Genomic DNA, 5,474 nt, shown 5'->3' on the forward strand with positions numbered 1-5,474 from the left:
AGGGATGCGTTGGAGGATTTCCGGTATGGACAGGCCGGTTACCAGCATTTTTCCGTTGAAGAGTCGCATGACTTTGTGGGGAGCTTCTCCCACTGCGTCTACGATGGTGACGCTGTGGCCGGCTCTCTTCAAACTGGAAGCTATATAAGCCAGACCGAGAGGTGGGGTTAGAACTCGAGTACTTGCGAAATAAGAGACTAAATTCGGGGGACGGACCAGCGTAATGTGCAACATAGCACACTCTCCTCCGGCCAGTTCTTGAATATCACCAAACAACATGATATTCCAGAGTCAAACCGATCCAGGCCTTGTAATATTTTAATATGAATCAAGAAGATTACTACACAAATAACAGGATGAACACTTTTATCAAACTTACCAGAAAATATTCTGGAACTCAAGGGAAAATGTCAATAAAAAATTAACTCTTACCCTAACATTTCGATTGTGCAAACGCAAGATGCCTTTACAGGTCGTGTTCTAAGGTGTTCTAAAGAAAGAAGGTAGGGGAACGGCACCGCCGTGCCCCTATTAAGATAGGATCGGAAGTTACTGTGGGCCTTTATAAAAGATTCGGTAAATAACCCCGGCCTGATCATCAGAAACGTACAATGCCCCATCTTTTCCGACTATTACGTCTACCGGTCGTCCCCAGGCACTTCCTTCTATCAACCACCCTGTGGCAAATTCTTCTACCTTTTCTGGATGTAATTCTGGAGAGATGCTTTTTACGGGATGTGTTAACGAATCTGTAGCATAAGGAATGGCTTTTTCAGATGGACCGTCGGAGAACTTAATCCGGATAACTTCATAACCAACCGGAGTTGGCCGGTTCCATGAACCGTGGAGGGCGATAAATAAATTTCCCCGATATTCCTCGGGGAACTGCTCTCCGGTATAAAAAGTAAGCCCTAAGGGGGTGGAATGCGCCTGAAGCTGAATCACTGGAGGAGTCGCATTGTTACAGAAAGTCTCATGCTGCTTAATAGGAATTGTAGGATCTATCTCATGATCTGCATAACAATAAGGCCAGCCATAATGTTTACCTTCTCGAACGATGTTAATTTCATCTGGGGGCTTATAGTATCCCAAATGATCTCTTCCAGCTTCTGTGGCCCATAGTTCTTTGGTTTGAGGATGCCAGGCCAGCCCGACAGCATTTCGAAGCCCCTGTGCAAAGATCTTTTCTCCTGTCCCATCGGGATTATATTGAAGAATAGCTCCGCGTCTCGGATCCGTCTCCTGGCAAACATTGCAGGAAGAACCTATGGAAAGATACAACTTGCCGTCAGGTCCAAAGCTGATAGTCCTGGTGTCGTGTCGGCCTTCTACAGGAATATTAGAAATGATAACTTTCTTATTTTCACCCTTTCCATTTTTGTTGATGTAGCGGATAACTTCCCCTACAGTCGCAATATAGACCCCCCCTTCGAAGAAGGCAACACTGTGCGGGCGGTCCAACCCTTGGGCAAAGATGATGTTTTGGTCTGCTTTTCCATCTCCGTCTCGATCCGGAAGCATAAAGACCCTTCCGTCACGAAAGTCCGCTACAAACAGATCTCCTTCAGGACTTATCGCCATGTGCCGAGGAGCCCCCAGATCAGAGGCAAAGATCTGGATGCCAAAACCGGGAGGAAGGTGAATCTTTTTTAAATCGATTTCCGATTCGGCAAAACATTGACTTAATAGACTAAAATATATTCCTAACAGAACAGTCCAGACGGTTCTGCTAAAAAACTTCCTATATATTTTCAGCATTTACTTGTTGAGTCCCGAAGTGGCTATAGAACAGCCTGGTACCTTGTAAGGTTAATTCTATGTGATTTCTCATCATCCCAGATTCCCCCAGGTACCAGGATAAGAAGGTTAGCCCCGGCGGGGTGACCTGTTTAACAAGCCACTCCTCCGGAGCTTGAAAAAATTCCGAATTTCTGAGCCCCTCGACTTATGTTGGGAGCTACCGATTGCTCGCCCTTGACGGGGCTTTTTATCCTTACCCTGGCGTCTATGCCCTCGACCCCTCTCCCGAAGCTTTGGGGGGGAAGGCACTTGGGAAATTAGCCCAGAAATCCATCGGCTCCCCTCACCCCCAGCTCCCCCTCTCCCGAAGCTTCGGGAGAGGGGGAGCTGGGGGTGAGGGGGGGAGGAGGGAGTGAGGGTAACACGGTTATTCAAATCTAGCTTTACAAAGTAAGAGTAGAGGCACGATGCCGCCGTGTCCTCTACTGATGCTGTAAAGATCGTTGCTCAGAGCTGTTCCTATAGTCAATCCAGGGAACTGTTTTTTATTCATCTCTTGATTTTAGTTTTGTTGGTCTTGTGCTTGAATTCGTTTAAAGATCATCACTTTAGGGTGATCAAACCATCGGAAAGTCATCTCCGCCCGGTCATCGTTGAAGTTAAAGCCTAACAGAGCAGGATAGGTCTTAAAGGTTTTGATTAATTCAAATCCCAGTCGACCTGCAAAAAGATCCTTATAAAACTGGTTCAGGGTGGGATATTCATCCGGGCGGTGGGAATACAGATCATAGTACTGATCGCTCATGATGATATATTCAACTCCTTCTAAACGTTCCTTTAAATAATTCTCCCACCATTCCATAGAAATAGGCTCCTTCTGGGCAATCAAGTCTACCGTTCTGAGATTCAAAACCTTGATTTTGAAGTAGTCTTTTCGTTTATAATAAAGGTCCCGCCAGCCCTGACTGTAGTAGTTATCCAGTTGGACATTATAAAATGTAGAGCCCAATAAAGGGGTTGCCGGTGAAGAGTCGATTAGCACCGAGGAGTTCTGGGGGATATTTTTATGGATCCATTTGGATGCTTTAATCCTCACATCTCCCCGGCTGTATATATTCATGTAGGCCAGAGCATACAAGAAGGACGCCAGGGTCACCCCGATCATGGATACGACTACCGCGGTACGGGCTACTTTGTGGGTTGCCATTTCATATAAATCCAATAAGAAGCGCGCACCCAACAGGCACAGGAAGGGAAGTAAAGGAACAGCATATCGAATAAATTTCATATAACCTCCTCCGATGAAGTAAAGATAAGGGAGAAGGAACGATAGAAGTAGTAAGTCAGGTACCTTTCGCTTTACAAGGGCCCAGATCATTCCGATTACGCAGGTTAATTCTAGTAGAGGACCCATTCCAAAGTAAAGGAGGTTGGTAAACCAGTAAAGTCTGGTGGTGTCAGTAAACTGGAAGGTCCAGTTAGGTTGATCGGTTCCTGTAACATATCCATGGAGTATTTGGTACATTTCCAGAAATTTCCGGGGGTTAAGAAAAATAAAAGGATTCAAAAGGAGAAATATCAGGCCGGCTATAAGAACAGGAAGGAATAGAAGTCTCCAGGACCGAAGGGAAAAGAAGATCCTTCTACAGGAATTCCAGGAAATCTGGAGGTTTCTGAACATTCCCACAACATGGGCAGTCAAGATCACAGGGAGTACCATTAAAGTCGTCTGTTTGATGGTCAACCCAATACCGGTGGCAATCCCGGTTAACAGATAAGACCGCGTTCTTGCCTTTTCAGCGATTCCCATGGAAAGAAATGTTGCCAGAACGACAAAGAAGGTATAGGGTACTTCAGGGAGATAAAAATGAGAATCCCGAATGTGCAAGACCGAAAAGGCCAGAAAGACAGAAGCCAACATACCTACTGACCGGTTATAAAATCGTTTTCCCATCCCATAAACCAGGATTAAGGTCGCAATACTAAAACAGGCCGTTACGATACGCCCCAACAGATAATAGAGGGTGATACTGGTAGGTTCTGTAAGGTCAAAGGGGCGAAAGAAAGAAACTATTTTGATCAACGCACTGAGAATATAGACAAGTAACGGAGGATATAAGAAAAAATACATTTCCTGATCGGCCAGTTGGTTAAAAGATTCAGCCGATCTAAACTTTTCGGTCATGGAAATAACGAACCGCTCATCCCCATTAAAATGATAGGGTAGCCCCCATCTTAATCCATAAATTCGCATGGAAATTCCTGCGAGGATGGCTAACAAAAAAAGTAGAAAGATTTTACTACGCCAATCCATACTGAAAACGTGAGGTATTCAGATGATTTAAATCCTTAATTCTCTAAAACCTCATTTTTTGCCTGGTTTTCGGAACCGGATAGTACAATACATACGAAACGTCTCGGGAAGGAAGCGGGGAATAGTCAGGACCTGTTCCATCAAAAATTTTTGGCTGAATGTTCGAATGACATCACGATGGGTAGAGACATGCTCGTCTTCGAGACGCGCATCAAAGGAAAGATAGCTCAACCTGAGGATGACCTCTGTCATCAGATTGGTTACTGGTACGCCAATGATGGCAAATCCTCCGGGTTGTAAGACTCTAAAAAATTCCTCGGCAGGGGATTGTAAGTCATGCAGGTGCTCCAGGACACTCATACAGACAATGGCATCCATACTCTCTGTTGCATAGGGTAGCATGCTGGCATTGGACTGGACGAGAGAAGCCGGAACAGACTCAATCCGTAACATCTGTAAGGTCTTATTCAGGTTAGGGTGAAGGTCGCAGGCAAAGAGACTCTCTGCGTGTCTGGCCAATTCCGGAAGGAAGATACCGGACCCACAACCTACCTCCAATAAGCGTCTTACACGCCCTCCCAGAAGTCGTAAGGCATCAGCAAACCGGGCTTTGTAAAAAGACCGGGCTATGGGAATATAATAGAGCTTAAGGGGATCCGCCGCGCTTGTTTCCTTGATGTTCTTTCTATCCGGTAATAGGATTTCCATCCGCAATACTTTTTCTACCTGACAGTGATATCATCCTGGGAATAACTATAGGCAATATTGTTGAAGCGGATGAAAATGTCAATAAGAAATTTTATTTGAACGGGAGTTTTGTAGGTAAAACGGAAAGGAGATTCAAGCGGGTACTCGTGACCATGGCTCTTCAGAAGAACTACTTTCTCCTTCCTTGAAAGGGAAGGGGGCCTGGAATCGGACTTTTTGGAATCTAATCTGCTTTTACCATTTCACTTTTAAAGGAACGCTGGATGTATTCTTGCAGAATCTTGTCTAACCTGGATTCCTGACGACCAGAAACTAAGTTAAACAGAGTCCGAACCAACCGCCAGGGTCGTAAAGTATATTGGGTTCCATAAAATACCAAAAAACCTGCAATCCGTAAAAAGTTTAGCTCCCGGGAGGAGATCTTATCCGTCCATGATACTGCCCGAGCCATATCCGTGTAAGCCGTCAGGGAGAGAAAAAATTCATCGGAAAGGGTATGGATTTTACCCTGTTCATACAATTCCATAAATAACTCTGAGCCAGGATAAGGAGAAAATATCGCAATAAGGATATCATGCACACCGATTAAAGCCATCATAAACAAAAACCTAAGGGTCTGCCATACCTGCCACCGCGTCTCATCAGGAAATCCAAAAATAATGTTGGCCTTCACATTTAAACCACTCCGGACCGCCCCTCGCATCGAAGTCAA

5 protein-coding genes are annotated in these 5,474 nt (G+C 45.0%); all 5 read right to left on the reverse strand.

The window, feature by feature from the left end; genetic code table 11:
- The coding region (locus VNM22_04385; GenBank protein ID HWP46381.1) for a hypothetical protein at positions 1-279 on the reverse strand (279 nt) is incomplete at its 3' end.
- Positions 280-549: 270 nt separating this feature from the next.
- A complete protein-coding gene (locus VNM22_04390; protein HWP46382.1) occupies positions 550-1,758 on the reverse strand; it encodes a sorbosone dehydrogenase family protein in 1,209 nt (402 codons plus the stop codon).
- A gap of 544 nt (positions 1,759-2,302) precedes the next feature.
- A complete protein-coding gene (locus VNM22_04395; protein HWP46383.1) occupies positions 2,303-4,054 on the reverse strand; it encodes a glycosyltransferase family 39 protein in 1,752 nt (583 codons plus the stop codon).
- Between the two features lie 51 nt (positions 4,055-4,105).
- Positions 4,106-4,762 carry a class I SAM-dependent methyltransferase gene (locus tag VNM22_04400; GenBank protein ID HWP46384.1) on the reverse strand — a complete coding sequence of 219 codons (657 nt, stop codon included), beginning with the start codon at positions 4,760-4,762 and terminating at the stop codon, positions 4,106-4,108.
- A 223-nt stretch (positions 4,763-4,985) separates the two neighbouring features.
- A partial coding sequence (locus VNM22_04405) for a hypothetical protein (protein HWP46385.1) occupies positions 4,986-5,474 on the reverse strand: 489 nt, incomplete at its 5' end.

This window comes from Candidatus Limnocylindrales bacterium (assembly GCA_035559535.1).
GTDB lineage: Bacteria > Moduliflexota > Moduliflexia > Moduliflexales > JAUQPW01 > JAUQPW01.